Origin of the sequence: Bradyrhizobium paxllaeri (assembly GCF_001693515.2) — a bacterium.
GTDB lineage: Bacteria > Pseudomonadota > Alphaproteobacteria > Rhizobiales > Xanthobacteraceae > Bradyrhizobium > Bradyrhizobium paxllaeri.
Genome location: NZ_CP042968.1, coordinates 2,722,567 through 2,747,730 on the forward strand (window position 1 = coordinate 2,722,567; position 25,164 = coordinate 2,747,730).

At 61.8% G+C, this 25,164-nt stretch carries 26 protein-coding genes; 11 read left to right on the forward strand and 15 right to left on the reverse strand.

Features of this window, described 5'->3' with window-relative positions; translation table 11 throughout:
* The first annotated feature begins 279 nt into the window (after window positions 1-279).
* Both LMTR21_RS12770 and LMTR21_RS12775 read left to right on the forward strand, forming a co-directional pair.
* Window positions 280-1,140 (forward strand): DUF6662 family protein, encoded by an 861-nt coding sequence (locus tag LMTR21_RS12770; RefSeq protein WP_141688018.1) that lies wholly within the window; start codon window positions 280-282, stop codon window positions 1,138-1,140.
* Window positions 1,141-1,254: 114 nt separating this feature from the next.
* Complete coding sequence (locus tag LMTR21_RS12775) at window positions 1,255-1,491, forward strand: hypothetical protein (protein ID WP_057836988.1); 237 nt, start codon at window positions 1,255-1,257, stop codon at window positions 1,489-1,491.
* A gap of 18 nt (window positions 1,492-1,509) precedes the next feature.
* Here LMTR21_RS12775 and LMTR21_RS12780 read toward each other — a convergent pair whose 3' ends face one another.
* Genes LMTR21_RS12780 through LMTR21_RS12800 form a run of 5 tightly spaced genes read right to left on the reverse strand, consistent with a single transcriptional unit; the run spans window position 1,510 to window position 5,170 of the window.
* Window positions 1,510-1,860, reverse strand: a complete 351-nt coding sequence (locus tag LMTR21_RS12780) for a hypothetical protein (RefSeq protein ID WP_065750346.1) — start codon at window positions 1,858-1,860, stop codon at window positions 1,510-1,512.
* Between the two features lie 34 nt (window positions 1,861-1,894).
* On the reverse strand, window positions 1,895-2,689 hold the full coding sequence (locus LMTR21_RS12785) for a pentapeptide repeat-containing protein (RefSeq protein WP_084030332.1): 795 nt from the start codon (window positions 2,687-2,689) through the stop codon (window positions 1,895-1,897).
* Between the two features lie 49 nt (window positions 2,690-2,738).
* Window positions 2,739-3,467 (reverse strand): ABC transporter ATP-binding protein, encoded by a 729-nt coding sequence (locus LMTR21_RS12790; protein ID WP_065749930.1) that lies wholly within the window; start codon window positions 3,465-3,467, stop codon window positions 2,739-2,741.
* On the reverse strand, window positions 3,457-4,194 hold the full coding sequence (locus LMTR21_RS12795) for an ABC transporter permease (protein WP_065749931.1): 738 nt from the start codon (window positions 4,192-4,194) through the stop codon (window positions 3,457-3,459). Before LMTR21_RS12795 ends, LMTR21_RS12790 begins: the two co-directional genes overlap by 11 nt.
* A gap of 1 nt (window position 4,195) precedes the next feature.
* A complete protein-coding gene (locus LMTR21_RS12800) occupies window positions 4,196-5,170 on the reverse strand; it encodes an ABC transporter substrate-binding protein (protein ID WP_065749932.1) in 975 nt (324 codons plus the stop codon).
* Between the two features lie 86 nt (window positions 5,171-5,256).
* Between LMTR21_RS12800 and LMTR21_RS12805 the strand changes: the two genes are divergently transcribed.
* Window positions 5,257-5,616, forward strand: a complete 360-nt coding sequence (locus LMTR21_RS12805) for a hypothetical protein (protein ID WP_065749933.1) — start codon at window positions 5,257-5,259, stop codon at window positions 5,614-5,616.
* A gap of 17 nt (window positions 5,617-5,633) precedes the next feature.
* Here LMTR21_RS12805 and LMTR21_RS12810 read toward each other — a convergent pair whose 3' ends face one another.
* Together LMTR21_RS12810 and LMTR21_RS12815 are read right to left on the reverse strand one after the other, a co-directional pair.
* Complete coding sequence (locus tag LMTR21_RS12810; protein WP_065750347.1) at window positions 5,634-6,452, reverse strand: quinoprotein dehydrogenase-associated SoxYZ-like carrier; 819 nt, start codon at window positions 6,450-6,452, stop codon at window positions 5,634-5,636.
* Between the two features lie 56 nt (window positions 6,453-6,508).
* Window positions 6,509-7,432, reverse strand: coding sequence for a quinoprotein relay system zinc metallohydrolase 2 (locus LMTR21_RS12815; protein WP_148635964.1), 924 nt, complete (start codon window positions 7,430-7,432; stop codon window positions 6,509-6,511).
* 238 nt (window positions 7,433-7,670) lie between these two features.
* On the opposite strand from LMTR21_RS12815, the gene LMTR21_RS12820 reads away from it, so the two are divergent.
* Together LMTR21_RS12820 and LMTR21_RS12825 are read left to right on the forward strand one after the other, a co-directional pair.
* Entirely contained in the window at window positions 7,671-8,555 is an 885-nt protein-coding gene (locus tag LMTR21_RS12820) for a substrate-binding domain-containing protein (RefSeq protein ID WP_065750348.1), read from the forward strand.
* Window positions 8,552-9,127, forward strand: a complete 576-nt coding sequence (locus tag LMTR21_RS12825) for a PQQ-dependent catabolism-associated CXXCW motif protein (RefSeq protein WP_065749935.1) — start codon at window positions 8,552-8,554, stop codon at window positions 9,125-9,127. Before LMTR21_RS12820 ends, LMTR21_RS12825 begins: the two co-directional genes overlap by 4 nt.
* Before the next feature lie 60 nt (window positions 9,128-9,187).
* On the opposite strand, the gene LMTR21_RS12830 is transcribed toward LMTR21_RS12825, so the two are convergent.
* The 7 genes from LMTR21_RS12830 to LMTR21_RS12860 form a co-directional block, all read right to left on the reverse strand.
* On the reverse strand, window positions 9,188-9,799 hold the full coding sequence (locus tag LMTR21_RS12830) for a hypothetical protein (RefSeq protein ID WP_065749936.1): 612 nt from the start codon (window positions 9,797-9,799) through the stop codon (window positions 9,188-9,190).
* Window positions 9,796-10,644, reverse strand: a complete 849-nt coding sequence (locus tag LMTR21_RS12835) for an ABC transporter permease (protein WP_065749937.1) — start codon at window positions 10,642-10,644, stop codon at window positions 9,796-9,798. Before LMTR21_RS12835 ends, LMTR21_RS12830 begins: the two co-directional genes overlap by 4 nt.
* Window positions 10,641-11,390: an ABC transporter ATP-binding protein gene (locus tag LMTR21_RS12840; RefSeq protein WP_141688052.1), complete on the reverse strand. Its 750-nt coding sequence runs from the start codon at window positions 11,388-11,390 to the stop codon at window positions 10,641-10,643. The genes LMTR21_RS12835 and LMTR21_RS12840 overlap by 4 nt, the downstream gene beginning before the upstream one ends.
* 68 nt (window positions 11,391-11,458) lie before the next feature.
* The gene (locus tag LMTR21_RS12845; RefSeq protein ID WP_246175700.1) at window positions 11,459-12,430 is read right to left on the reverse strand and encodes a YVTN family beta-propeller repeat protein; all 972 of its coding nucleotides are present in this window, start codon (window positions 12,428-12,430) and stop codon (window positions 11,459-11,461) included.
* A 17-nt stretch (window positions 12,431-12,447) separates the two neighbouring features.
* On the reverse strand, window positions 12,448-13,629 hold the full coding sequence (locus LMTR21_RS12850; RefSeq protein ID WP_065749940.1) for an ABC transporter substrate-binding protein: 1,182 nt from the start codon (window positions 13,627-13,629) through the stop codon (window positions 12,448-12,450).
* Window positions 13,630-13,743: 114 nt separating this feature from the next.
* Window positions 13,744-14,589, reverse strand: a complete 846-nt coding sequence (gene fghA / locus LMTR21_RS12855) for an S-formylglutathione hydrolase (protein ID WP_065749941.1) — start codon at window positions 14,587-14,589, stop codon at window positions 13,744-13,746.
* On the reverse strand, window positions 14,586-15,242 hold the full coding sequence (locus LMTR21_RS12860) for a response regulator transcription factor (RefSeq protein ID WP_065749942.1): 657 nt from the start codon (window positions 15,240-15,242) through the stop codon (window positions 14,586-14,588). Before LMTR21_RS12860 ends, fghA begins: the two co-directional genes overlap by 4 nt.
* Window positions 15,243-15,426: 184 nt before the next feature.
* Here LMTR21_RS12860 and LMTR21_RS12865 point away from each other — a divergent pair, with 184 nt between their 5' ends.
* The gene (locus tag LMTR21_RS12865; protein ID WP_065749943.1) at window positions 15,427-16,779 is read left to right on the forward strand and encodes an ATP-binding protein; all 1,353 of its coding nucleotides are present in this window, start codon (window positions 15,427-15,429) and stop codon (window positions 16,777-16,779) included.
* Between the two features lie 149 nt (window positions 16,780-16,928).
* Window positions 16,929-19,379, forward strand: coding sequence for a TonB-dependent receptor (locus LMTR21_RS12870; RefSeq protein ID WP_084030333.1), 2,451 nt, complete (start codon window positions 16,929-16,931; stop codon window positions 19,377-19,379).
* Between the two features lie 76 nt (window positions 19,380-19,455).
* On the opposite strand, the gene LMTR21_RS12875 is transcribed toward LMTR21_RS12870, so the two are convergent.
* On the reverse strand, window positions 19,456-20,424 hold the full coding sequence (locus tag LMTR21_RS12875) for a helix-turn-helix domain-containing protein (RefSeq protein ID WP_065749944.1): 969 nt from the start codon (window positions 20,422-20,424) through the stop codon (window positions 19,456-19,458).
* A gap of 426 nt (window positions 20,425-20,850) precedes the next feature.
* Here LMTR21_RS12875 and xoxF5 point away from each other — a divergent pair, with 426 nt between their 5' ends.
* The 4 genes from xoxF5 to gfa all read left to right on the forward strand — a co-directional run bounded on the left by xoxF5 (window position 20,851) and on the right by gfa (window position 25,013).
* On the forward strand, window positions 20,851-22,656 hold the full coding sequence (gene xoxF5, locus LMTR21_RS12880) for a lanthanide-dependent methanol dehydrogenase XoxF5 (protein WP_065749945.1): 1,806 nt from the start codon (window positions 20,851-20,853) through the stop codon (window positions 22,654-22,656).
* A gap of 108 nt (window positions 22,657-22,764) precedes the next feature.
* Window positions 22,765-23,232, forward strand: coding sequence for a c-type cytochrome, methanol metabolism-related (locus LMTR21_RS12885; protein ID WP_065749946.1), 468 nt, complete (start codon window positions 22,765-22,767; stop codon window positions 23,230-23,232).
* A 70-nt stretch (window positions 23,233-23,302) separates the two neighbouring features.
* Window positions 23,303-24,409, forward strand: coding sequence for an S-(hydroxymethyl)glutathione dehydrogenase/class III alcohol dehydrogenase (locus LMTR21_RS12890; protein ID WP_065749947.1), 1,107 nt, complete (start codon window positions 23,303-23,305; stop codon window positions 24,407-24,409).
* Window positions 24,410-24,443: 34 nt separating this feature from the next.
* A complete protein-coding gene (gene gfa, locus LMTR21_RS12895; RefSeq protein ID WP_065749948.1) occupies window positions 24,444-25,013 on the forward strand; it encodes an S-(hydroxymethyl)glutathione synthase in 570 nt (189 codons plus the stop codon).
* Window positions 25,014-25,164: the final 151 nt, after the last annotated feature.

The following is a 25,164-nucleotide window of genomic DNA, read 5'->3' on the forward strand; positions in this document are numbered from 1 at the left end:
GGGCCGGGTGAACTGTTCTCCCACAAGCTGCAGGACCTCTGGTTAGTTTTTCCCTGCTTTGCTGCAGGTCCGAATCCTGCCCAACCGAACGGTAGTCGCTGTAAGCAGCGGGTGGAAGGCCGTCGGATCACACGCCATCGTGTCTGGATTTCCTGCTTTTCCCAATTCTGCTTATTCCCATGGCTCGCCGACGATCCCTGCGTCATGCTAGGGTATGTCCTCGGCCAACGGTGGATTTTTGTCCCCTCAACCCAATGACCCGCTGAAATGCGAACGTTGATGCGCACAAAGACCTTCCAGGCGGCGGTCGTGTCTCTTGCTACGCTGCTGCCGGCGTGTGCCCAGGCCGAAGGCATCGATACCGAGCATATTTTCGGCTTCATGATTGGAGCCGATGTCGGCAGTGTCGGCGAACGGGAATTTCAAACCGAGACGACCGGGCGTTTCGGCAGGAGCGGGGGCACCTATCGGGCGCTCGGCCAGGAGTTTGAGCTGGAGTTCGTACCGGTCAGGAATTTTCGAGTCGAGGTCGGCAGCGCCTTTGCATCGCATCTGATCAGCGGCGTGCCGGGTCTTGACGACCAGCGCCGGCTATCGTGGCAGGGCGCGTCGATCGATTTTCGCTACCGTTTTCTCGATCGAGAGACGGCGCCGTTCGGGCTCACCTTCGCGACAGAAATGCACACGCATCGTGTCGATGAAACGACGGCTGAATCGGTCAGGAGTTTCGGGACGGAATTCAGGCTGGCGTTCGATCGGGAGCTCGTGCCGGATCGCGTCATTGCGGCGTTCAACCTGATCTACGAACCGGAGTGGACGCGCGTGATCGGCAGTCGCGTCATGGAGCGCGACTCCACGGCAGGCGCGGCGCTCGGGGTGCTGGCGCAGGTGCGGCCGGGCTTTCTGCTGGGCGGCGAGGCGCGGTACTTGCGGAAGTATGAGGGGATCGGCCTGGAGGAGCTTGCCGGGCAGGCGTTGTACGTTGGTCCGACAGCGTATTTCCAGTTGTCGAAGCGCTCGCGGCTGACCGCGAGCTGGAGCGTCCAGGCATGGGGACGTCCGGCGGGGGCGACTGCCAGCCTTGATCTCGTCAATTTCGACCGCCATCAGGCGCGACTGGTATTCGGCGTTAACTTTTAGTGCGGGGGGTGCGCCCGGCTCGGTTCCGGCTTTCACGGTGGTGTGAAACCTTGCTTCACCCATTGTCGTATCTCTTTGCGTTATCATCCGGGAACTATTCAAGGGATATCAGGCATGACTCCGATAGATTTGATCGTGACCGTTTGTGCGGTGCTCTCGCCGACCACCTGCGAGGAAACCCATTTGGTCTTTTCTTCGAACGCGTCGCTGCGGCAATGCACCATGGCGGCGCAGCCCTACATCGCGCAATGGGTGAATGAGCATCCAAAATGGACGGCCGTCAAATGGCGCTGCGAATATCCCGGCACCAACCGCAAGGCTTCCGGCGAGGCGGTGTGGTCCGTCGGCTGATATCGTCTGCAGCGGCGGCTACTTGTTGCAATCCTTGAGATCCTTGTCCGCGACTGAAAACACGGCGTCAGCCTTGATTTCGATGTCACGAACGAAGCAGTGCTTCGCGCCGCGATAGCCGACCTTCGCGTCATAGCGCCCCGGCTCCACGCCCATGATGCGCAGGCGCTCGTCGTGGTCGACTTCCTTATCCTTGTCGTTCAAGGTCAGGTTGGGTCCCCAGTCGTTCTTGCCGACCGGTGAAAGCTGAAACTCCGAAATGGTCGCGGTCGTCAGATTCCACAATCGGATGCCTTTTCCCTTTCCCTGCGCGGCCGCTTCATTGGCGCCCGCTGACAACAGTGCCGCCAAAGCCAGTATCCATCGCATGGGCAGTCCTTTCATTGCGGAACGGGTAGAGCTGTCATTGCCTTGTCAGACGGTCGCGATTCCTGGCCTTGTCGAAATTTCTTGCCCGGTCGAGGCCAATGGGAGTGATCAACCGGGCTGACGCGAGATCGGCACTATCGAAATCGGTATCGATGACGGTGACACCGGTCAAGTCGGCGCCTCCAAGCTGGGCTCCCTTCAGCGACGCGCCCGTGAGGTCGCCGCCCCTCAGCACGGCAAATTCGAGATCGACGCGCGACAGGTCGGCGCCGCGCGCGTTCAACCGCTCGAGATTGGCGGATCTAAGCACCGCACGCATCAGACCCATGGACTGGTTGCGCATGTCCGCGCCCAGATTTGCCTCCGCGATCGAGGCCCCCACGAGGCTTGCGCCGGTGAGATCGGCAGCGACGCGCGCGCCAGAAAGATCGGCGCCGTCGAGGCGGGCGCGCGCCATCTGCGAAGCGAACAGGTTTGCGCCCCGCAAGCTCGCGCCGGTCAGGTCGGCCTCGAGCAGCCAAGCCTGATCGAGGACGGCGCGGTCTAATTTGGCGCCGGCGAGCTTCGTCTTGTTGAGCTTGGCCGCGCGGAAAATGGCGCCGGACAGGTTGAGCCCCGACAGATCGAGGCCGGATAATCTCTTTCCTGTGAAATCGGCGGGCGCGGCAGCGGTCGCCGCAGCAAGGGTGGCCTCGACCTCCGCGCGGGTCAATTCGGCCGTGACCATGTCGGGCGACGCCAGGTCGACATGACGCATCATGTCCTGCGCCGTTGCCGTCATAGCCACAAGAGCAAGACCGAGCGCCGTCATTCCAATCGCGCGCTTCATCGTCAACTCCAGCCGGTCGTTTGATCCTAGCACCGGCCGCTTGCGCTGCCTATGAGGCGCTCTCCTTGGGCGGACCGCCATTGATCCACCGCATGATTTCCGACCTGATGGCGGCAATCTCGCCTTCGCCGCGTGCGCTTCGCGGGGTGCGGATGGGCAGGTCCGCGAGAAGGCGGGCCGGCCGCGGCGACAGCAGGATCAAGCGATCGCCGAGACGAACTGCGTCGTCCACATCATGGGTGACCAGCAGCGTTATCACGGAGCGGCCGTCCATCAACATGGCGATCTGATCGCGCAGACGGGCGGCGAGGGCGATATCCAGCGAGGCCAGCGGTTCGTCGAGAATGAGCAATTCCGGCTCGACGGCGAACGCGCGAGCGAGCGCAACGCGCCGCGCGAGGCCGAGCGATAGCTCGCCCGGAAAATGGTTGCGATGTGCCTCCAGCTCGAGAATTTCGAACAGGGATGAAAGCTTCTTGTCGTCGGCGTGAGGCGCGGCAAGCCGCACATTTTCCTCGACCGAGCGCCACGGCAACAGCCGCGGCTCCTGGAATACGAATCCGATCCGCGCCCCAGCGGGACGCGAGACGCGTCCCTGAAAGTCGTGGTCGAGACCGGCGAGAATCCGTAGCATCGTACTCTTGCCGCAGCCGGATGGACCGACCAATACGCCGACCTCTCCTGCATCAAGTGCGAAGGCCACGCCATTGATGACGTCGTGCCGTTCGCCCGCTGCGTTCTTGAAGATCTTGCTCGTGATATCGACTTCAAGCCGCACGGGGACGCCACCGGGTTAGCCGGGCCTCAAACGGCTGTACCAACAAGGTTTCAATGACGAGCACGATCGCCGCGAAGCTCAGCGAATAGGCAAGCAATAGCGGAATGTCGAATAGCTGGAACGCCACGCCGATCTCGAAACCAACGCCGTTCGGGCGGCCGAGCAATTCCGCAACCAGAACGATCTTCCAGACCAGGGATAATCCCGATCGGGCGGCGGCTGCGATATAGGGCGATAGTTGCGGCAAGATGACGTGCCGGTACTTGCTCCATCGCGGCAACGCAAACACCGTCGCCATTTCGTCAAGCGCCGCGTCCAGGGCACGCGCGCCCTCGCGCAGCGTAACGACAGCGGTCGGGAGCTTGTTGATGGCGATGGCCGCAATGGCGGCGACTTCAGTCAATCCGGCCCAGATATAGGCGAGCACGATGACCACGAGCGCCGGCAGATTGAGCAGCAGGATCAGCCAGGGGTCGCCAAGCCGATCCGCGAGCCGTACCCGGCCCATCAGGTACCCGATGGCGGCGCCCAGCGCCATCGCCAGCGTGAAGGCGAGCGTCACGCGCGCCAATGTCGCGCCGAGGTGGAAGAACAAGTCGCCTGACCGTGCTTCCGCAATCATGGCCGCGAGCACGGTGGGGGGAGGCGGCAGTTTCGCATCACCGGCAAACAGTGCGGCAATCCACCAGATTGCGAAGAACATGGCGAATGACAGCAGGCGCGGCACGTCAATCTCCCGGGATCGCGTGATAGAACGTTCCGGCAGCCAGTTCAGGCGCTGGCCCGACAAGTTCGTGACCGCCGATTCCGGCCAGCACGCGATAGAGAATGCGCGCGTCGGCTTCTTCATCGGCGATCGGGCGGCGCGGAATTCCCTCGCGATAGCGATCGCGATAGGCGCGCAATGTTGCGGCGTCCGGAGCGCCGGTCAGCGGTGCAATTTTCTCCCACTCCGCGTCCGAAGACGCCAGGATCTCCTTCGCCGCGCGGGTCATGGCGATGAAGCGGGCAATCTTGTCCTGGTTTGCATTCGCCCATTTTTCGTCGAAGACGTAGCCGATCATCGCGGTCCGGCCCTTGGCGCCCAGTTTCGGCAGCAGATCCTCGATGCCGGCGACGCGGCGAAAGCCCTTCGCTTCCAGAACCGCGCAGAAGTTCCAGTAGTTCAAGGTTGCATCCATTTCGCCGCTGAGCGTCTTCGCAGCCAGCAGCGGCGGCGCACCGTAGGCAATTGTCGCATCCGACTTCAGGTCGATGCCGCCCTGCTTCAACCATGCCTGCAACAACAGCCAGCTCTTGTCGATCGGCCCGCCGGCGATGGCGAGCTTGCGGCCCTTGAGATCGGCCAAGGTCTGGATCGGCGATGCGGCAGGGACCATCACTGCGCCGAGCGCGCTCGAATAGGGATAGAATGCCAGTTTGGCGCCAAGGCCGCGTTCGCGCGAAACCCAAAGCCAGTCGGTGACCACGATGTCGGCATTCCCGGCGCGAAGCGCAATCTTGCCCGCCTCGGGGGTCGCCAGTTCAACCACCTTGACGGAAAGGTTGGCCTGCTTGTCGAGGCCGTGCGCACGGATCACTGCAAGTTCCCAGGCGAGTGTTCCGGTCTTCTGCACCGCAATGCGCAAAGCCTCGGCGCTGCAGCACGTACCGAGCGAGAACAAAACAATCGTAGCAAACAGCAGGCGAACAAAATGTGTCATGGTGCTCTGCGCGATTTCCTCGAACGTCGGCTTTTCAGCGAACCAGTCATAGCATAGCTTGCACCGTTAGCAGCGGGAGGAAGACGATGACGCCTATCGGATCGCTACGACGTATTGTCGCCGCGTTGATGGCGCTGATGACGACAGTCGTGGTTGCGTGCGCCCAGGGTTTCAACGATTACCCGACGTCAGCGCGCGTCGAGTACGTTTTCGGTTGCCTGAAGGCGAATGGCGAGACGCGGCAGGCGATCGAGCAATGCTCCTGTTCGATCGATGTCGTGGCTTCGCTCCTGCCTTACGAACGCTATATCACGGCGGAGACCGTGCTCAGCATGTCGCAGGTCCGCGGCGATATGGGGAGCCCGTTCCGCACCTCCGAGCAGGCGTCAAGCGCGCTCAACGAACTGAGGCGCGCCCAGGCCGAAGCGGAAGTGCGCTGCTTCTGAGCGCATACGCCGCCTGATCACATTCCGGAATCGTCGACCTTCCACTCGCGCTGGAAGACGCGTCCCTCGGTATCCTTTGCCTCGGCGCGGAAGCGTTTGGCGCCATTCGACACGTAGGTGAACCTGATATTGGGATCCTCCGAAATCGAGATGCCGCCTTCCATGGTCAACACCAGGCTGTCGTCCTGCCAAAGCCGCAGTTCATTGACGAAGTAAGCCGGGACATAGAGGTGCGTGACCTGGTCCATCTGCAGGCCGGAATTGTTGGGATGCCCGATCATGATCTGGGCCTCGCGGACGCCGCTGGCCGGACCTTCGCCGGCCTTTGCGAACTGCCGGTAGCGCATCTGGCCGAGCCTGCCCTTGGCCTCCTCGGCATTCTTGGCGGCCGGCGCTGAACAGCCGCCGGACGCCTTCACATAGGTTTTGGCCATGTAGAGCTTGCCGTCGCTGAGTTCGGCCACCGCATGAACGTCGGTGTAATTGTTGACGCGGACGCGGGTGGAGATTTCCGACACCTTGGCGTCGGGGCCGAGCTGGAATTTCGCCGCCATCGGCGCAGGGTTTTGGTCGATGACCAGCGTAATGCTCACTACCTGACGGCTATCCTCAGGCGAAAGCTTGGTTCGCAAGGTCACCGGGACGATTGCCGCATCCTCGGCGCGCGCGGGCATCTCGATGCCGATCACGTCGCTGCCGTCGTTCATCAGGCGATTGCTGAAGATATCCTGGACCAGGCCGGGCCAGGGGTTGTTCGTCTCGGCCGCGAGCACCAGCGGCGCGCCGAACAGCAGCAGGCCAGCGACGCCGAACAGGCGGAAGAGATATCCAAACATGGTCACCACCTTCACGCGGATGGAAGCAACGGGCGCAATATAGGGCAATGCGAATCCTATTCCCATTCAATTTCCGAGAATGCTGCGGTTGCGTTGCGGGCGTTGAAGTCGTCGAACAACTGCCATCGCGATCTCTCGGTGCCTGCGGCCGAGCCCGCCGCCGCGATCGGCTCGCCGCGGGCGACCAGCCGGCGCACATCTGAAGCTAACGTCTCGAGGTAACGGCGCTCATCGGCGAGGGCGGCAGGCCATTCGCTCACGGGGCCGTGACCGGGAACCACGCGCTGCGCGGGCAGGGCGCCAAGCTCGCCGATCGCGCGTAGCCAGCCGCGAAGGCTGCCGTCCAGCACGGGCGTGTGGGAAAGAAACACAAGGTCGCCCGCAAACAGGGTTGCGGTCTTGTCATCGAGCACGGTGAGGTCGCAATCGCTATGCGCGGCGGGCCACGCCCGCAAGACGAGTGTTCGTCCGCCGAGATCGAGATTGAGGGTACCGTCGACGAGCAGCGTCGGCGGTACGATGCGGACCTCGTCGATCAGTTGATCGCCCATCGTGCGGCGAAAGGCGTCGAGATAGAATTGTCCGCGCGCGGCCAGCGCGCGCGGCAGGTTCGCATGGCCGACGAACGTCGTTCCGTCCTGCACGAAAGCGCCGTTGCCGAAAACGTGATCGGGGTGGCCGTGGGTATTGATGACGTATCGGATCGGCTTGTCGGTCCGGGCACGAATGGCCGCCAGCAATTGCTGTCCTTCGTGGAGGCTGCCGCCTGAATCGATCACCGCAACCGCATCCTCGCCAACGACGAATCCGACATTGGCGATCGCGCCGTGGTTCTCTCGCGTCATCTGTGCTGTCTGGCCGGTGTGCGCGAAGACGCCATCCGCAATGGAGTTGACGGTCAACTCCCGTTGCTGCGCAAGCGAGGCGCTGGCCGAAGCGAGCATCGCGAGCACGGCAAGGATCAATGCGGGGCGAGCCATATTTCGGCCTCCGTCTCACCACGAAGCGCTGCGGCACTTCGATTGCGACATCGCGGCAAATGTTTGCGTCGCAGCACGGGCAGCGAGTCCGTCACGAAGATTATTCCTGTTGCAGGCCCCAATTGACAAGCATAGCATTTTGCTCGTCTGCGGCTTCAACGGAACTTTCTTCGTCGAGGTTGCCGATATTTTTTCTGAAGTTGGCAACCATGGCGGGCCGGAAGTGCAGCAGCTTTCGATGACATATGCCGGACAAAAGCGCTGGCTGGTGATTACCATAGCGGCGATCTTCGCCGTGCTCCTCGGGCGTGATATCGCGCACGCGCAGATCAAGGAAGGCGGCGATCTGTCGATTGAACTCGTCGATCCCAAGGTGCTGCGCGTCTGCGCCGACCCGCACAATTTGCCATTTTCCAACGACAAGGGTGAGGGATTCGAGAACAAGCTCGCTGAGCTGTTCGCCGAGAAGCTGAACAAGAAACTGGACTACATGTACTTCCCGCAGGCGACGGGCTTCGTCCGGATGACGCTCGGGGCCCATCGTTGCGACGTCATCATGGGCTTCCCGCAGGGAGACGACCTGGTTCAGGGCAGTAATCCCTATTACCGCACCGCCTATGCGCTAGTCGTCAAGAAGGGCAGCGGCCTCGAGGACGTGACGACGCTGGAAGACGAGCGTCTCAAAGGCAAGCATGTCGGCATCGTGGCCGGAACACCGCCCGCCACGAATATGGCGGTCAACGGCCTGATGGCGAATGCCAAGCCATATCACTTGATGGTCGACACCCGTTTGGATTCGTCAGCGGAATCCATGATAGCCGACCTGACGTCCGGCAAGATCGACGCCGGCATTCTCTGGGGACCGATGGCCGGCTTCTATGCGAAGAAAGCGAACCCGCCGCTTCAGGTCACGCCGCTCGTGAAAGAAAAGACAGGTCCGCGATTGACGTTTCGTATCGGCATGGGGGTGCGGGCGGCCGACCAGAACTGGAAGCGACAGCTCAACCGCCTGATCCAGGAGAACCAGCCCGCCATCAACAAGATACTGCTCGACTTCGGCGTTCCCCTGCTCGACGAGAATGATCGTCCGATCGGTGCGGAGACGGCAACGAAAGCGCCATGAGGGCTACGCTCGCAGGCCTGATCCTTGCGGCATTCTCATTCATCGTCTCGCCTCTTGCGCAGGAAAGACCTCCCGAGCCCGACGATTACCGCATGGAGGATTACCGTGCGCCGGTTCCTGCAACGCTTGCCGGCGCACGCGTTCTTGTTACCGCGGAGGCGGAATCGATCTGGCGAGCGAAGACGGGCGTGTTCATTGACGTCATGCCCCGCGCGCCTAAACCGCCAAATCTTCCGCAAGGTACGATCTGGCGTGACAAGCCACGGCTCAATATTCCCGGCAGCATGTGGCTGCCGGACACCGGCTATGGGAAACTCGCGGCCGTGACGGAAGATTATCTGCGGCGCGGGCTGGTTCGCGCGACGGCTGGCAATACGGCGGCGCTGATCGTGGTTTACTGCCAGGCCGATTGCTGGATGTCCTGGAACGCGGCGAAGCGAATTCTGTCGTATGGCTATTCGAACGTGGCCTGGTATTCGGAAGGAACCGACAGTTGGGAGCGGGCCGGCTTGCCGCTGGCTGAATCGCAGCCGGAGCCGCGGGCAGATGAGGAGATCGCATCGCCGCGTTAGAGCATGATCCGGAAAAGTGTGCAGCGGCTTTCCGAGAAGATCATGCTCAAACAAAGACGGCTATTCGATCTCCTGCTGAATCGTTCGTCCAAGCGCGAACAGTCGCTGATCGATCGCCGTCGGCACCTCGCAGACGAATTTGATGACATTCCGCCGGTCTTCGAAGATGCGCGTCTGCCAGACGAGCTGATTGCCGAGCTCGTCGACCTTGGTCTGGTTGGGCGGCGTTTCACCCTGCAGCGCCTGCAGGGCCAGTGTGTCGGCGCGGATCTTGTCCGCCGCCTCGCGTTGCTTGCGGGTGACGCGCTCCAGCCCGTTCATCACCTGGGAGCGTTGGGCATTGAGGGATTCGAACAGGCCGGCAAACAGCAGTTTTCCGCTGGCAGTTTTGTCGGCTGCACTGTGCAGATATTCGGTGATCGCCTTTTGCGCTTCCTCGAGCGGGGTTCGCCTTGCTGCGAGCCGCGCGACCAGTGTGCTGACGTTGGGATTGTCCTTCCATTTGCCGGCGACATCATCGAGCGGCGGGCCCGCCCACACCGCGGCCAGCGAAATCTCGGGCACCTTGGCCTGAACGCATGGCCAATCCGGATAGCGGGGATCGGCGGCATGGCCGTATCCGCTCATGGCCGTCATGGCGAGCGTTGCCGCGATCGCGATTCGATATTTCATGTCTCGCCTCCGGCCGGCCCGCGGCGGATCAGGCCGCGCGAGGGATCGTACGCCAGGATCGCACCGACCATGAAGACGATCGTGCAGCCTCCGACGACCGCGAGTGCGATCCAGTTGATTTGTCCATACAGCGCAAAACGGATCAGCTCCACGGCATGCGTGAACGGATTGAACAGGCAGACATAGTAGAGCATCGGGCTGCTCTCCAGGATGCGCCACAACGGATAGAGCGCTGACGAAGCGAAGAACATCGGAAAGATGACAAAGTTCATCACGCCTGCAAAGTTCTCGAGCTGCTTGATGCCGGAGGAGATCAGCATGCCCAGTGCGCCGAGCATCAGGCCGGACAAGACCAGCGCCGGCAGCACCGTGAGATAGCCGGCCGGCGGCGGCGCGATATCCCAGAACCAGGCAATCAGCAGGAAGGCATAGACCTGAAGCAGCGAGACCGCGGTTCCCGCCAGAAGCTTGCAGGACAACAGAAACCAACGCGGCAGCGGGCTTACCAGCAACGTCCGCATATTACCCATCTCGCGGTCGTAGACCATGGAGAGCGAGGACTGCATGCCGTTGAATAGCTGGATCATCGCCATCAAGCCGGGCGCGATGTAGACCTCATACAGGATGTAGGTTTCGTAGGGCGGGATGATGGAGAGGCCGAGCACCTGACGGAAGCCGGCGGCGAAGATGAACAGCCAGACCAGCGGCCGCACCAGCGCCGAGATGAAGCGCTCGCGCTGATGCAGGAAGCGAAGCGCCTCGCGCCACACGATGCCGTTCAGGCAGGTGAGGTATTCGGCGAGCGAGAAGCCGCTCCGGATTGGCGCCACGGTTGTCGAGGTCATGGCGTCGCGCCTCCGCTCGGTTCGGCGGAGCCGGTCAATCGCATGAACGCCGTGTTGATGTCGCTGCCGCCGGCATCGGCGATCACGTGCGGTGCCTTGCCCTTGGCCAATACCCGGCCCTGATGCAGGACGACGAGATCATCGCTTGCGCTGATCTCGTCAAACAGATGCGTCGCCCACAGTACGCTTATTCCCTGTTCGGCAACGAGCTGGCGGACGTGGGTGAGAATGTCGGCGCGCGCCTTGACGTCGAGGCCGACAGTTGCCTCGTCGAGTAGGAGCAGGCGCGGCTGGTGCAACAGCGCCCGCGCGATCTCCAATCGCCGCATCTGGCCGCCGGAGAGGTCGCGCACCTTGCTGCCGGCGCGGTCCGCAAGGCCGATGCGCGCCAGTACCTCCTGGCTGCGCGCGCGGGCATCGCGTCGGCCGATGCCGTGCAGGGCGGCGTGATACAACAGGTTCTGCGTCACCGAGAGGTCGAGATCGAGGGTGCGGGGCTGAAACACCACGCCGAGCAGCCGCAGTGCTTCGCCGGGGGTACGCGCGACGTCATGGCCGAAAATTCCAATACGTCCGTGCTGGATTCCGAACAGCCGCGTGATCAGGGAGAACAGGGTGCTCTTGCCGGCGCCGTTCAGGCCGAGCAATGCGGTGAAGCTTGACGGTGCGACGGAAAAGCCGATGTCGATCAGCGCGCGCCTGCTACCATAGGAATGGCTGACGCCATCGATCGATAGTGCAGGCATCGCCACGGCGTCAGGCCGCGAAGGGATGTCCCGCGTACCCTGACTGGAAGAATATGCGTCACTGGCCGTCATGGCTGTGCAATCGTGATCCCCCAGGGTAGTTCGCCAACCTGGATCGTCTTGATGACCTTCTGCGCGGCGACATCGATCACCGAGACGTCGTTCGATACGCCGTTGGTGGTGAGCAGATATTTCTCGTCCGGGGTGAATGCCACGTGCCAGACCCGCTGTCCCACCAGCAGATACTTCGTGACCTTGTGGCTGGCGACATCGACCACCGCGATGCGGTTGGCGGGGCCGAGCGCGACGAATGCGGTCTTGCCGTCCTTGGTCATGCTGATGCCGACCGGCTGAATGGCCTCGCTCCGCAAGCCCGGAATCTCGAATGCAATCTTCTTTGTCACCTCCCGCTTGACCGGATCAATCACCGAAACGGTGCCGCCGATCTCCGACGATACCCATACTTCGGAGTTGTCACGCTTGAACTCGGCGTAGCGCGGGCGTGCATCGACCAGCACGTTGGCGACGATCTGGCGCGTCGTGGTGTCGATGAAGTGGGCCATGTTGGTGGTCTCGGACGTATTGATCAGGATCTTGCCGTCCGGACTGATGGCCATGCCTTCCGGCTCGACGCCGACCTGGATATCACCGAGACGGGTACGCTTTTCGACGTCAATGATGGTTACCGTGTTGTCGTTCTCGTTGGCGACGTAGAGAATCTTTCCTTCGGCATCGAGGGCGAATAGTTCGGGGTCCGGGCCGGAGGGCAGGGTATCGACGACCTCCTGTTTCGCTACGTCGATGACTTGAATGCTGTCGTCGTCCCCGACGGCGACGAACACGAATTTGCCGTCCCTGGTGAACTCGATGCCGCGCGGCCGTTGGCCGACCTTGATGGTCTTGATGACGGACCAGTTGTTCGTATCGATCACCGTTACGGTGTTGCTCTTCTCGTTGGAGACATAGGCGATGAACGCCGATGCGGGGCTCGCCGCCGCGAGCCAAAGGACCATTCCGGAAATCAGGCAGTGACGCCACATGCGCAATTTCGTTCTCCTTAACGCAATTTGCATTTCGTCTCCGGCCGATCGGCGCCAAGCGTATCGAGTTCCGACACCTGGTGCAGGAATCCCTCCTGCGGCGAAACCGAGACCACCATGCGTCCATCGACCAGCAGGATCGGCTGGCGAAGCTGCAGGTTCCAGTCCCGCAATGTCAACCGCCGGCCCTTGAAAGCCGCAACCGAAAAGTCCGGTCCCTTGAGGAAGTCCGATATCGCCTTGGGATCGCCGGATTTCGTGCGCGACGTCGCTTCGCCGATCATGCGCGCGGCCGTCCACGCCTGCATGTCCAATGCGGTCATCTGTCGCGAGTTCAACTTCACAAACCGGTTCTGGATCTGGATCGCGCCCCACTGATCCTGTGCGGCGTGCCAACTGGTCGGAACCAGTCCGGCCGAGCCGGCGACGGGCCGCGGGTCCCAGGTGCGGTAGGGCAGGTAGGACGCGAACACCTCGCTCTCGTCGGCCGCGACGAGTACGTCATAGGCCGGCGCCTGCTGGGTGAAAGTTGGCATTTGCCGCTGGATCAGGGTGACGCCGCTGTCGGTGCGGCGGGCCCCACCGGTATCGTCAAACGTTCGCTCCTGAACGATCTTGGCGCTGAAGCGCGTGGCGGCGCGGCGCAAGGCGTCGGCGTAGAGCTTGTCCCGATCATGCGAGCCGACGACGAACAGCCAACGCTTCCACTGCTTCCACACCAGATATTGGGCGAGCGCATCCGCCAGCATCGAGCGCGTCGGCGCGACATGGATGACGTTGGCGCGGCAATCCTGCTCGCGCAACCGGTCGTCGATCGCGCCGGCGTTCAACAGCAGCGTCCCGCGATCGCGAAGCGTGTCTGCGGCCTTCAGCAGATCATCCGCCGGCAGGTCGGTAATGATGAAGCCGGTACGCTCGGCAAGCGTTGCCGCGGCTTTCGCGACGTCCTCATTGTCCTTGAGCCGGACCTCTTCGAGCGTGAAGCGCTGGTTGAGGAATTTGCCCGTGGTGTTGTTGTCCTCGACGGCCAGCCGTGCGCCGGCGACGCCATCGTTTTCGGCCGGCAGTTCGACGAGTGACAATTTCGCCTTGACGCCGGCACGGCCGAGATAGCCGATGCCGATCTCGATGGGGTCGGCCGCGAGCACAGGGGTAGTCGCGATGCTCAAGCCGATCACAGCGACCAACCATCGGATCATGGCTTCTCCCTAAAAGGTCTTCTCGACTTCGCGCTATGGAAGACCCTTAGCTTGAACCATGACCGAATTGTCTGGGCTTGCAACTCAATTCTGTCGTGCAGGAACTGCGTCGTTTCAGCCCTTCAGGCGTGCGGCGTGCCAACGCAGATGATCGCCCATGAATGTGGAGATGAAGTAGTAGCTGTGGTCGTAGCCGGGCTGCCGGCGCAAGGTGAGGGGGATCTTGGCCCTCTCGCACGCGCTTTGCAGCAGTTCGGGACGGAGCTGTTCTGTCAGGAACTGATCGGCATCGCCGTAGTCGACCAATAGATCTGGTAACCTGGCGCCGTCCTCGATCAGGGCTACCGCATCGTGCTTGCGCCATGCTTGCCGGTCGTTGCCGAGATAGCCGCCGAGCGCCTTGATGCCCCATGGCACCTGCGAGGGAGCGACGATCGGCGCAAATGCGCTGGCCGCGCGGTAACGACCCGGATGGCGCAACGCGACCGTTAGTGCACCGTGGCCGCCCATGGAGTGACCAAAAATGGATTGCCGATCGGGATCGACCGGAAACTTGTCGGCGACCAGCTTCGGCAGTTCTTCCGTCACATAGCTCCACATGCGGTAATTGCGGGCGAACGGCGCTTGCGTCGCATCGACATAGAAGCCGGCGCCAAGCCCGAAATCATAGGCATTGGCTGGATCGCCGGGCACGCCTTCACCGCGCGGGCTGGTGTCGGGTGCAACGAAGATCAGTCCAAGTTCGGCGCAGGCGCTGCGGAATTCGCCCTTCTCCGTCACGTTGGCATGGGTGCAGGTCAGGCCGGAGAGATACCAGACCACCGGCAGCCTGGCGCCGGCGGCGTGCGGAGGGATATAGACCGAGAAGGTCATGTCGGTGTGGGTTTCGCCGCTGGCATGTCGATACACGCCTTGCGTTCCGCCATATGACGTGTTGAGCGAAACGGTCTGCATGGTCATTGTCTTGCTACTCCGGCGCCGTGCGGCACGGTTACGCCGATGCCGCTTTCGATCGCCAACCGCACCAGTTCAGCGGAAGTTCGCACGCCGAGTTTCTGGCGCATGATCGACGATGTGTTGGCAACGGTCTTGTACGAGGAATGAACCAGCCACGCGATCTCGGAAAGGCTCTTGCCTGCGCTGAGCAGGCGGAGGATTTCCATTTCCCGCGAGGTGAGTTTGGAAAGCGGGCTGCGGGCGAATGCAGGTCCGGCGAAGGCGATGCTTCGCGCGATCGCAGACGGCAGATAGACGCCGCCCTTGCCGACTTCACGGATCGCCTCGACCAGATCCTGCGGATCGCCCGTTTTCGCGACATAGCCCTTGGCGCCGATGTCGATGGCGCGCGCGGCGAAGACCGGATCGTCGTTCATGCTGAACATGATGATTCGTGCGGAAGCCGCGCGCGCAAGAATGCGCCGCGCCAGCTCGAACCCCGACACCGTCGGCAGGTTGATATCGATCACGCAGATGTCGGGGCGTTCGGCGATGAACACGCGTTCGCCGCTCTCCGCGTCGGCTGCCTCCAGCAGCACGACCTCCGGATCGTCGGCAAACACTGTGCGGCAGCCCGAAGCGACGATGGGATGGTCATCGACGATCAGTACACGCATTACATTGATCCCCGAGTTGCTTCGATCGCGTTGTTGCATCGCATCACGTTACGCCGACGTCGGCGCGAGGCCGATCATGCAACGCCGACGCGATTGCTGTACGCTTCAATCTGATCGTCGGTTTTTCGACTGTCAACGGTCCTCTCGTCGGGGAACTGATTGAGACGCGATTGGGGCAAACGTCATGTGGCAGAAACTATCGTTGCGTTCCCGGATCAATTTGCTGCTGGCGCTGGGGCTCACGCTAGGTTTAGCGATCAACATCGCGCGGCTGGTGGTAGAGGCGGCGCCCCGCGTTCGCGCCGAAGATCAGAGCGTCATCCGTCTGGCGCGGGAGTTCGTCGAGACGATCGTGCCAAGCCTGAACGAGGCTCCGGACCCGGACGCGCGGTTGAACCAGATCGCGTCTGACCTCAGCCGGCTCCGTCATGTCAGCATCACGCGGCAGGGCGATGTTGGCACGAACGAACGCTCCGGCAATGGCGAGGGGGAGCGGTCGCCGCCGGCGTGGTTTATTGCGCTCGTTCATCCGGAAACCACCACCGTGAGCGTACCGATCACGATCCACGGCAAGCCGCAATCGCTGCTGATCACCTCGCATCCGAACGACGAAGTGGCCGAGATCTGGGACGGAATCGTGACCCAGCTTGCGGTCGGTACCGGCCTCGCTCTCGCGCTCTTTCTGGTTACGATGACGGTGGTTGGCCGCGCGCTGGCGCCGCTACAGGCGTTGTCGCAAACCATGGCGAACATCGAGGCCGGGCAATATGATTCACGCGTCGAGCCCGGCGGCCCGCCCGAACTGGCGGGAATCTGTGCCAAGCTGAACCATCTTGCGGGCGCCCTCGGCGAGGCCGTCGAGGACAAGCGCCGGCTTGCCGAACGCACGGTCTCGCTGCAGGATATGGAGCGCAAGGAGATTGCGCGCGAGCTGCATGACGAGTTCGGGCCGCATCTCTTTACGCTGCGCGCCCACGCCGGCGCGCTGACGCGGCTGTCCGAGGATGGGCGTGCGCTGAGCGCCGATGCGTTGCGCAAGCATGCCACCGCCATCATGGAACAGCTCAATGCGCTTCAGAAATTCAATCGCCGGATATTGGAAAAGCTGCGGCCTGTCGGGCTCGCGGAGCTTGGACTATCCGAAGCGCTCGGCGTGCTGCTGCGCTTGTGGCGCGAGTCCCGACCCGATGTCGCGATTGAGGCCAACATTGCATGCGCGCCGGGTGAGCGCGGAGAAGTCGCAGATCTGACGATCTACCGCACCGTCCAGGAAGCCTTGACGAACGCTTTCCGCCACGCCGACGCGACGACCGTCAGCGTCACGGTCGAACAGGCCGAAGGCATCCATGGAAGTCGCGGCTGCGCTCTGGTGCGCGTTAGCGACAACGGCCGCGGTCTGGCGCCGGATCACAAGTCCGGCTTCGGCCTGGTTGGGATGCGCGAGAGAATTCTGGCGTTGGGCGGGACGCTGAATGTCATCTCCGACAATGGGGGCGTAACGGTCGAGGCGGTCGTCCCCCACGGCTCGAATCCGTGATCGATTTGCGAGCTGCTGTTCGGGAATTTGTCCCGGTCTCCTTCGGGAGGAATGCAAGGTGAGGAAGCCGACCTTTTGCAGCTAGCGCGTATCGTTGCCTTGTCACTAGTATTGCTCACATCAAACCGGCTGGGGACAAGCCGGTATGTATGGGGTGGCATATGGGCGTGCGCGTACTGTCGATCGGGACGATCTCTATCTGCCTCGTTCCCGCGCTGGACTGTGCTCAGGCGCAAACCGCATCCGGCGGCAGCGAGGTGTTGCCGGCCATCGAGGTCGTGGCGCCCCCAACCACATCAACCAGACCTGCCGCCAGACCAGCCCGCGGTAGTACCGCACCTCGAGCTACGCAAAATGTGCGCAGGGTCCTTGTCTACCCGACCGCGCCTACCCCGACGGCCCGTTCCGGCATGGATGTCGACAAGGTGCCGGCAGCGATCAATGCCGTTGGTGCCGCTCAGATCGCGCGCACGGATTCGCTAAACGTTGCCGTCGCACTGCAGCAACAGATTCCCGGTGTCGTCCTCAGTGATACGACCGGCAATCCATTTATGCCGGACGTCCAGTTTCGCGGTTTTGTTGCATCTCCGGTCTCCGGTACGCCTCAGGGGCTCGCAGTGTACCAGAACGGCATGCGCATCAACGAAGCGTTCGGCGATACCGTCCACTGGGACTTGATCCCGACTGCGGCGATCCGATCGGTCACCATCGTGACCAATAATCCCGCGTTTGGCCTCAACGCGCTCGGCGGCGCCGTCAACGTGCTGATGAAGGACGGCTTCAACTACAAAGGCGCCGAAATCAACACGATGGGAGGCTCATTCGGACGCATCCAGAGTTCGGCGCAATATGGTCAGCAGTTCGGCAACTGGTCCGTCTATGGCGCGCTCGAAGGCGTGCGCGACAACGGCTATCGCAATTTTTCGGAGTCGGCGATTCGCCGGTTTTACGGCGATGTGGGCTACCGGACCGACAGCAGTGAGTTCCACCTCAACGTCGGTGTTGCCAAGAACAATTTCGGCGCGGCAGCGGCGGTGCCGGTCGAACTGCTGCAGAAATATTGGGGTGCAACCTATACGACGCCGCAGACCACGGACAACCGCGTGGCCTACGCCAATCTGACCGGAAAGGTCGAGGTGACGCCGACCTGGACGCTCGAAGGCTCGGCGCGAGTCCGTGCGTTCCGGCAGAAGACGGTCGATGGCAACCCGACCGAGACGGAGCCATGCGGTGCCGATCCGGCTCTGCTCTGCTTCAATGACGATACCAGCCCGGCAAATGGCCTCAACGGGGTCCAACTTGCAAACCCCTTCCCAGCCGACGCCGTGCTGGGACAGATCGACCGGACATCGACCCGTTCGACCACGACAGGGGCGACCCTGCAGGCCACCAACACCGACCAGCTATTCGGCCACAACAACCAGTTCATGGTTGGCACCAGTTTCGACTCCGGCGTCACCCGCTTCGGGGCCAGCGCGGAACTGGGCACGATCGGCTCGAACTACGTCGTCAACGGCAGCGGCATATTCCTCGGGCCATCAGGCAGTCCGATTTCGATCGGTCCGGTGTCGCTTCGCGCCACCAACCGCTACACTGGAATCTATGCGCTCGACACGTTCGACGTGACGGACGCGTTCTCGATCTCGGGAGGTGGCCGGTTCAACCATGCGAACATCGTCCTTCAGGACCTGATCGGCACCGACCTCAACGGCAATCACACCTTCAGCCGCTTCAATCCGATGATCGGCGGCACCTACAAGATCACGCCCGAACTGACGGCCTATGCTGGCTATTCCGAAGCCAATCGCGCGCCGACCCCGCTGGAGCTCGCCTGCGCCGATCCTGCGCGCCCCTGTATCGCCGCGGCGTTCCTCATCGCCGACCCGCCGCTGAAGCAGGTCGTGTCCCGTACCATCGAGGCCGGCTTCCGCGGCACCAGGGAGTTGAATATCGGCACGCTCGGGTGGAAAGTCGGCGCGTTCCGCGCGACCAATGCCGATGACATCCTGGCGATTCCGAGCCCGGAGTTGCAGGGATTTGGCTATTTCCAGAACGTAGGCCGGACAAGGCGGCAGGGCATCGAGGCCCAGGTCAATCTGACGTCGAAGACGCTGCAGCTCTACGCCAGCTATGCCCTGGTCGACGCGCGCTTCCTCGATCCCCTGACGCTCGACTCCAACAGTCCGTTCGCTGACGCCGACGGCAAAATTCAGGTCCTGCCGGGTAACCGAATCCCGGCAATCCCCCGCAACCGGTTCAAGGTCGGCGTCGACTATTCGATCACCGACGCCTTCAAGGTCGGCGGTGATGCGCTGTTCGTCGGCAGCCAATATTTTGTCGGCGATGAATCGAACCAGGCAGCGAGACTGCCCGGGTATTCGGTTTTCAACCTGCACACCTCGTATCAGATCAACAAGACGTTCCAGATCTACGGCCGCGTCGACAATGTCTTCGACAATCGCTATTCGGTTTACGGGACGTTCTTCGAAAGAGATGACATCCCCAACTTCACCAATGGCGGGGCGGAGTTCACGGATGCCCGCTCTGTCAGTCCGGCGCGGCCGCGTGCCTTCTACGCGGGGCTGAAGGCAACCTTCTGATCGCTGCGGAAGCGCCGGTTTGTATCGTCGCCGGCGCAGCGAGAGCTTGGAGATTTCGGTGCCTGACGCTTCGCCTTCAGGAGGCGTCCGAGACAGGAGCGCTGTGCGCGGTCTTATGGATGGCGGAGGGGACGAACCCGAAATGCTTCCGGAACACGCGGCTGAAATGCGACGAGCTGGAAAAGCCCCACGAAAACGCTACGTCCGTGATCGTCTTTCCGTGCTGGGTCTCCAACTCCTGCCGGCAGTGCAGCAGCCGCGCCCGCCAGATGTAATCGCTGACGGTCATGCCCTTGTCGCTGAACAGCATGTGCAGATAGCGCTTGGTGCAGCCCAGTGCCGCGGAGATCTGGTCGATGCAAAGCTCCGGGTCGCGCAAATGTTCGCGGATGAAGGCTTGCGCGCGGATGTACATTGCCTCGGGACCGACGCGATCGAACATCGTGTCGGCCTCGCGCAGCGGCAACAGCAGCAAATCGATCAGCGAATCGGCAACGCCGATGGCGTTGTAGGGCGACAGCCTGTTCGCTTCATCGAACGCGGTGTGTACGAAGTCGTAGGCAATACGGCCGGTGCCGTTACGCGCGGAAAGCTTGCACGGCAACATCTTCGCCGTGCGGAAGCCGCGTTCGTGAAGCAATTCCTTCGGCACGATCACGACCTCGTGCCGGGTCAGCGAGGGGCTGACGATCGTGTGCGGGCAGGAGACGTCATAGGCGAGGCAATCGCCGGGCATGATGTCCATGCGCCGGCCGGCCTGTTCGAAATGCGAGATGCCGTAGGTCTGGAACAGAATCTTGACGTAGGGATGTTCGCTCAGCTTGGTGCCTGAGACCGTGTGCGCGATACGATGCTGGCTTGCCTCTATCTGGCACAGCTTCAGCTGCGAGACGGTCGTGTAGTTGATCCGCCCTTCCAGCGAGGAACCTTCCAGCGGATCGACATCGAATTGACCGCATAGATCCGTCAGCGCATCTGACCAAGTTTGGATCTGCCTTTTCGGCGCCAACCCGGAAGTGCTGAGTGAACGAACTGTATCAGACATGGCCCAGCCACCGATTTGAGAACAGGCCGCAACCTCGGCCAAAGCCTTGGCAACACGGTCGTAACATTTGGACCCAATTTAGGCAGTCGTTGCAGTCGTTCAGGGAAGGCGCGCAGATTCTTCCCAATATCCCTTTGACAATCCTCCAACTTAGTTTTGGCGGCGTCAAGGAAAACATCGGCGCGGAGTGGCGCAGGGCGACCGTGGGAACACGCCCACGTAATGATGCTTCGCAGCATTTTTGACAGAGCCGAAACATCGCGTCGGCCTAAATTAAAAAGTTTTTTGAGTTTTCGCTATTGAGCAAACGCGCTTCGCTCTTGGGCAAGTTTCCTATTTCAGGACGGGATACGAATAGGGACCAAGATGGAAGAAATGGGCCGTTTCGGCGGAACCCAAAAAACTCGTATCTGGGAGGAATCCACTATGCGCAAGGTGCTATCCGCGACTTGTCTTGGCGCCATGGCGGCATTCGCCGTCGGCGGCGCTTACGCCAATGATGAATTGATCAAGATGTCGCAGAACCCAAAGGACTGGGTGCAGCCGGCCGGCGACTACGCCAATACACGCTACTCGAAGCTCAACCAGATCAACGCATCCAACGTCGGCAAACTTCAGGTCGCCTGGACCTTCTCGACCGGCGTGCTGCGTGGCCATGAAGGTGGACCGCTCATCATCGGCAATATCATGTACGTCCACACGCCGTTCCCGAACAAGGTCTATGCTCTTGACCTATCGCAGGACAACAAGATCGTCTGGAAGTACGAGCCGAAGCAGGATCCGAACGTCATTCCGGTGATGTGCTGCGACACCGTCAATCGCGGCGTGGCCTATGGCGACGGCAAGATCTTCCTGCACCAGGCCGACACCACGCTGGTCGCGCTCGATGCCAAGACCGGGCAGGTCGCGTGGAGCGTGAAGAATGGCGATCCCGGCAAGGGCGCCACCGGCACGTCCTCGCCGCTGGTCGTCAAGGACAAGGTTCTGATCGGCATTTCCGGCGGCGAGTTCGGCGTGCAATGTCACGTCACGGCCTACGACCTCAAGAGCGGCAAGCAAGTATGGCGCGCCTTCTCGGAAGGACCGGATGATCAGATCATGGTCGATCCCGAGAAAACGACCGAACTTGGAAAGCCGGTCGGCAAGGATTCGAGCATCAAGACCTGGCAGGGCGATCAATGGAAGATCGGCGGCGGCTGCACGTGGGGCTGGCTGTCCTATGATCCCAGTCTGAACCTCGTCTATTACGGCTCGGGCAATCCCTCGACCTGGAATCCCAAACAGCGTCCAGGCGACAACAAGTGGTCGATGACCGTCTTCGCCCGCAACGCAGATACCGGCATGGCGCGCTGGGTCTATCAGATGACGCCCCATGACGAGTGGGACTATGACGGCGTCAACGAAATGATCCTCAGCGACCAGCAGGTCAACGGCCAGGATCGCAAGCTGCTGACACATTTCGACCGCAACGGCTTGGCCTACACCATGGACCGTGCAACCGGCGAACTGCTTGTCGCCGAAAAGTACGATCCCAAGGTGAACTGGACCACCGGCGTCGACATGAACAAGAGCTCGCCGACTTATGGTCGTCCCAAGGTTGTCGATCAGTATTCGACGGAGAAGGGCGGCGAGGACAAGAACACCAAGGGTATCTGCCCGGCAGCGCTCGGCACCAAGGACCAGCAGCCGGCAGCCTATTCACCCGACACGCAGCTGTTCTATGTCCCGACCAACCACGTCTGCATGGACTATGAGCCGTTCAAGGTGAGCTACACCGCGGGTCAGCCCTATGTCGGCGCGACGCTCTCGATGTATCCGCCCCAGGGCGAAAGCCATATGGGCAACTTCATCGCCTGGGACAACAAGACCGGGAAGATCGTCTGGTCGAACAAGGAGCAGTTCTCGGTGTGGTCGGGTGCGCTCGCGACGGCCGGCGGCGTGGTGTTCTACGGAACGCTCGAAGGCTATCTGAAGGCAGTCGATGCCAAGACCGGCAAGGAGCTGTACAAGTTCAAGACCCCGTCCGGCATCATCGGGAACATCAACACCTATGAGCAGGGCGGCAGGCAGTTTGTGGCCGTGCTGTCCGGCGTCGGCGGCTGGGCGGGTATCGGCCTTGCCGCAGGTCTGACCGATCCGACTGCGGGCCTCGGTGCGGTCGGTGGCTATGCCGCGCTGAGCAACTACACCGCACTCGGCGGCACGCTCACGGTGTTCGCGCTGCCGCAGTAAAGCAGAACCACTTCCTCCGGCGCGTGGCTCGCTCCACGCGCCGGCTGGTCTGCATCTGATATCGAGGATGAGCTCTTGCGTAAAATCTGGTTGATTGCGGCCACTGTCATGCTGGTGGCGCAGGGAACGAGTGCCTTCGCTGCGGACGACGCTACCGCGGTCAAGTCTGAGGACGGTAAGTACTACGACAAGGATGGAAACCCGACCTACAAAGTCGGCGCCGACGGTACGGTCGATTGGTACACCTACTCCGGATACCGTCGTTATCATTCCGAATGCCATGTCTGTCATGGCCCCGACGGAATGGGATCGACCTATGCGCCGGCGCTACAGGATTCGCTGAAGACGATGAACTACGGCGACTTCGTCAGCGTCGTCGCGAGTGGCCGCAAGAACGGCAACTCCGTCATGCCGGCGCTCGGCGATAATCCGAATGTCGCCTGCTACATGGACGACCTCTATGTGTATCTGCGTGCCCGCGCTCATGACGCCATCGGGCGCGTCCGGCCCGCCAAGAAGGAAGACAAGCCTGAGGCGTACACCGAGACGGAAAAGTCCTGCATGGGAGGCAAGTGATCATGCCGAACATACGAGGCATATGTCCTGGCACTGTGCAGCGACTTGAAGAACAAATGTGGAGTTTAGGATGAAGACCCGCGCTGCTGTCGCATTCGAAGCCAAGAAGCCGCTTGAAATCGTCGAGGTCGATCTCGAAGGCCCGAAGGCCGGTGAGGTTCTCGTCGAGATCAAGGCGACCGGAATATGCCACACCGATGCCTACACGCTCGATGGATTCGATAGCGAAGGAATCTTTCCTTCGATTCTCGGTCATGAGGGCGCAGGTATTGTCCGCGAAGTCGGCGCGGGCGTGATGTCGGTCAAGGCCGGCGATCACGTGATTCCGCTCTACACGCCGGAATGCCGCCAGTGCAAAAGCTGTCTGAGCGGCAAGACCAATCTTTGCACCGCCATCCGCGCCACCCAGGGCAAGGGGCTGATGCCGGACGGCACCTCGCGCTTCAGCCATAAGGGCAAGCCGATCTTCCACTATATGGGCTGCTCGACGTTCTCGAACTTTACCGTGCTGCCGGAAATCGCGGTGGCAAAGATCCGCGAGGACGCGCCCTTCGACAAGAGCTGCTACATCGGTTGCGGGGTGACGACGGGCGTTGGCGCCGTGGTGAATACCGCCAAGGTGACGCCGGGCGCCAACGTCGTTGTTTTCGGTCTCGGCGGCATCGGGCTCAACGTCATCCAGGGCGCGAAGATGGTGGGCGCGGACAAGATCGTCGGCGTCGACATCAACGATGCCAAGGAGGATTGGGGCCGCCGCTTCGGCATGACGCATTTCGTCAATCCGACCAAGGTTAGCGACATCGTCCAGCATCTGGTCGGGCTCACCGATGGCGGCGCGGACTACACCTTCGACTGCACCGGCAACACCAACGTGATGCGGCAGGCGCTCGAAGCGTGCCACCGCGGCTGGGGCGTCTCGGTCGTTATCGGCGTTGCGGAATCCGGCAAGGAAATCGCGACCCGGCCGTTCCAGCTCGTGACCGGCCGCGTCTGGAAGGGAACGGCATTCGGTGGCGCGCGTGGCCGCACGGACGTGCCGAAGATTGTCGACTGGTACATGAACGGAAAGATCGAGATCGATCCGATGATCACGCACGTACTCAAGCTGGAGGAGATCAACCAGGGATTCGATCTCATGCACCAGGGCAAGTCGATCCGTTCGGTTGTCGTGTTCTGAATAGCGGAACTTCAAACACAAGGAGGATAGGCCCATGACTGTTCATATCCACCCATCGGTTGATAGCGGCGTAAAACAAGGGACGGGTAATTTCGCCGGCGGCACCCTGGTCTGCAAATGCTCGGACAGGCCGGTCAAGGTCACCATCAAGGGTGACGTCGCCCACAACCATGCCTGCGGCTGCACCAAATGCTGGAAGCCCGAGGGCGCGATCTTCTCCGTCGTGGCCGTCGTTCCGCGCGACAATGTGAAGGTGACCGAGAATGGCGACAAGCTGGCGATTGTCGACTCCGCAGCGGTGATCCAGCGCTACGCCTGCAAGGCCTGCGGCGCGCATATGTACGGCCGAATCGAGAATACGGGGCATCCGTTCTACGGCCTCGACTTCATTCATCCTGAGCTGTTCCAGGAAAGCGGATCGGCGGCTCCGGGGTTCGCGGCGTTCGTGTCGTCCGTTCTGGAGTCCGGCGTCCAGCCGGGCGAGATGGCTGGAATCAGGGCCCGGCTGAAGGAGCTCGGACTGGAGCCTTATGATTGCCTGTCGCCGCCTTTGATGGATGCGATCGCGAGCCATGTGGCAAAGTCCAAGGCCAAGGCGGCCTAGGCAAGGCGACTTGAGGCAGCCCGATCTTGCGCGGTACCCGAACTTGCGCTGATGGCGATCGCCATCAGCGCAACCGGACTGCGAGAGGATCACGACGTTGTGCCATTCCGTCGCGGTGGCCAGTAGGTGAAGCCTACAAGCCCGCGGGTTG

Coding starts and splice junctions, on each gene's coding strand:
- LMTR21_RS12770 (WP_141688018.1), top strand. CDS start 280: ATGCGCACAAAGACCTTCCAGGCGGCGGTCGTGTCTCTTGCTACGCTG.
- LMTR21_RS12775 (WP_057836988.1), top strand. CDS start 1,255: ATGACTCCGATAGATTTGATCGTGACCGTTTGTGCGGTGCTCTCGCCG.
- LMTR21_RS12780 (WP_065750346.1), bottom strand. CDS start 1,860: ATGCGATGGATACTGGCTTTGGCGGCACTGTTGTCAGCGGGCGCCAAT.
- LMTR21_RS12785 (WP_084030332.1), bottom strand. CDS start 2,689: ATGAAGCGCGCGATTGGAATGACGGCGCTCGGTCTTGCTCTTGTGGCT.
- LMTR21_RS12800 (WP_065749932.1), bottom strand. CDS start 5,170: ATGACACATTTTGTTCGCCTGCTGTTTGCTACGATTGTTTTGTTCTCG.
- LMTR21_RS12805 (WP_065749933.1), top strand. CDS start 5,257: ATGACGCCTATCGGATCGCTACGACGTATTGTCGCCGCGTTGATGGCG.
- LMTR21_RS12810 (WP_065750347.1), bottom strand. CDS start 6,452: ATGTTTGGATATCTCTTCCGCCTGTTCGGCGTCGCTGGCCTGCTGCTG.
- LMTR21_RS12815 (WP_148635964.1), bottom strand. CDS start 7,432: ATGGCTCGCCCCGCATTGATCCTTGCCGTGCTCGCGATGCTCGCTTCG.
- LMTR21_RS12820 (WP_065750348.1), top strand. CDS start 7,671: ATGACATATGCCGGACAAAAGCGCTGGCTGGTGATTACCATAGCGGCG.
- LMTR21_RS12825 (WP_065749935.1), top strand. CDS start 8,552: ATGAGGGCTACGCTCGCAGGCCTGATCCTTGCGGCATTCTCATTCATC.
- LMTR21_RS12830 (WP_065749936.1), bottom strand. CDS start 9,799: ATGAAATATCGAATCGCGATCGCGGCAACGCTCGCCATGACGGCCATG.
- LMTR21_RS12835 (WP_065749937.1), bottom strand. CDS start 10,644: ATGACCTCGACAACCGTGGCGCCAATCCGGAGCGGCTTCTCGCTCGCC.
- LMTR21_RS12840 (WP_141688052.1), bottom strand. CDS start 11,390: ATGCCTGCACTATCGATCGATGGCGTCAGCCATTCCTATGGTAGCAGG.
- LMTR21_RS12845 (WP_246175700.1), bottom strand. CDS start 12,430: ATGTGGCGTCACTGCCTGATTTCCGGAATGGTCCTTTGGCTCGCGGCG.
- LMTR21_RS12850 (WP_065749940.1), bottom strand. CDS start 13,629: ATGATCCGATGGTTGGTCGCTGTGATCGGCTTGAGCATCGCGACTACC.
- fghA (WP_065749941.1), bottom strand. CDS start 14,589: ATGACCATGCAGACCGTTTCGCTCAACACGTCATATGGCGGAACGCAA.
- LMTR21_RS12860 (WP_065749942.1), bottom strand. CDS start 15,242: ATGCGTGTACTGATCGTCGATGACCATCCCATCGTCGCTTCGGGCTGC.
- LMTR21_RS12865 (WP_065749943.1), top strand. CDS start 15,427: ATGTGGCAGAAACTATCGTTGCGTTCCCGGATCAATTTGCTGCTGGCG.
- LMTR21_RS12870 (WP_084030333.1), top strand. CDS start 16,929: ATGGGGTGGCATATGGGCGTGCGCGTACTGTCGATCGGGACGATCTCT.
- LMTR21_RS12875 (WP_065749944.1), bottom strand. CDS start 20,424: ATGTCTGATACAGTTCGTTCACTCAGCACTTCCGGGTTGGCGCCGAAA.
- xoxF5 (WP_065749945.1), top strand. CDS start 20,851: ATGCGCAAGGTGCTATCCGCGACTTGTCTTGGCGCCATGGCGGCATTC.
- LMTR21_RS12885 (WP_065749946.1), top strand. CDS start 22,765: ATGCTGGTGGCGCAGGGAACGAGTGCCTTCGCTGCGGACGACGCTACC.
- LMTR21_RS12890 (WP_065749947.1), top strand. CDS start 23,303: ATGAAGACCCGCGCTGCTGTCGCATTCGAAGCCAAGAAGCCGCTTGAA.
- gfa (WP_065749948.1), top strand. CDS start 24,444: ATGACTGTTCATATCCACCCATCGGTTGATAGCGGCGTAAAACAAGGG.